The following is a 1,401-nucleotide window of genomic DNA, read 5'->3' on the forward strand; positions in this document are numbered from 1 at the left end:
GGCGACGACCAGCGGCGGGGACGCCAGGTAGTTCATCTTGACGTCGGGGTTGGGGGTGTGGGCGGAGGAGCCCCGGGTGCGGGGGACCGGCGCTCGGTGCGGGGCTGCGTGCGCATGGGCGGTCCGTCGGCTCTCTCGGGGCGGTGGGCGTGCGGAGCAGTATTTATATATGCGGAGAGCTTTGCAAGACGTATGAAAACATTCATGTGCCTTATGCGGTGAATCGTCCCCGTCCCGCAGGACGATGACCGCAAGATCTTCACGATTGCCCGGCACGGGCGGCAGGAACGGCGGTCCGTCCACCGGCCGGTTCACAGGAGTTACCGGGGGCGGCCGGTTCGCAGGCCGGTCAGTCCCGGAGGAAGAACTGGTGCTGCTCCGACAGCTGCTCGTACTTCTCCAACCGGGCCTGGGTGCGCTCCGCGTCGGCGTCCGTCATGGCCTGGAGCAGCGCCGCCGCCAGCACACCGGGCGCCGCGTAGGAGTCGAACACCAGCCGCGAACCGGTGCCGGTGGCGAAGGTCACGTCGGCCTCGTCGGCCAGCGGCCCCAGCGCCAGGTCCGTCACCAGGGCGACCTTCAGGCCCGCGTCCCGCGCCACCCGGACGGCCTGCAGCGTCTCCTGGGAGTGCCGGGGCATCGCGAAGGCCAGCACCCAGTCGCCGCCCGCCTCCCGGGCCTGCAGCAGCGCGTCGTAGGCCACGCTGCCGCCGCGGGTCACCAGCCGTACGTCCGGGTGGATCCGGCGGGCCGCGTAACCGAAGTACTCGGCGAGGGACACCGAGATGCGCAGCCCCAGCACGGTCAGCGGGGTGGACCGGGACAGCTCGCGGCCGACCCGGATGACCCGGTCCGGGTCGGCGAAGTCGCGCCGCAGGTTCTCCAGGTTCGTGATCTCGGCGTCCACGGCCGCCTGGAGCTCATTGGCCCGGTCCTCCTCGCCGGCCCCGCCCGCGAGGCCGCTCAGCGCGATCGACTGGAGCCGCTCCCGCAGTGCCGGGTAGCCGCTGAAGCCGACGGCCGCGGCGAAGCGGGTCACGGAGGGCTGGCTGACCCCGACCCGGTCGGCCAGCTCGGTGATCGACAGGAAGGCGGCCTCGGTGAGGTGCTCGATCAGGTACTGGGCGATCCGCCGCTGCCCCGGCGACAGACGTGGCCCGTCGAACAGTTCCCGCAGCCGGGAGGTCGGGGCGGCCTCGGTCCCGGGGGCGGTCCGGCCCGTCGTGATCGCTGATGCCTGTGCGCGTGCCTGCTGCGGCGAGGGCACCGGTCGGCCTCCTTTGTCTGCCACGATCACTCAACATAGCTCACCGGCCCTCGTGACCAGGGCGTTGCGGCGGGGCCCTCGGAACGGGCGCGGGGACGGGGACGCGGACGGCGGGGCGGACGGGGGCGGGGCCC

At 72.7% G+C, this 1,401-nt stretch carries 1 protein-coding gene; it reads right to left on the reverse strand.

Annotated features, from left to right (window positions below; all coding sequences use genetic code 11):
• Nucleotides 1-349: 349 nt before the first annotated feature.
• Nucleotides 350-1,267, reverse strand: coding sequence for a MurR/RpiR family transcriptional regulator (locus H5J33_RS35245; protein WP_181798716.1), 918 nt, complete (start codon nucleotides 1,265-1,267; stop codon nucleotides 350-352).
• Between the last annotated feature and the right edge of the window lie 134 nt (nucleotides 1,268-1,401).

The organism is Streptomyces sp. WELS2, from assembly GCF_013870595.1.
Taxonomy (GTDB): Bacteria; Actinomycetota; Actinomycetes; order Streptomycetales; family Streptomycetaceae; genus Streptomyces.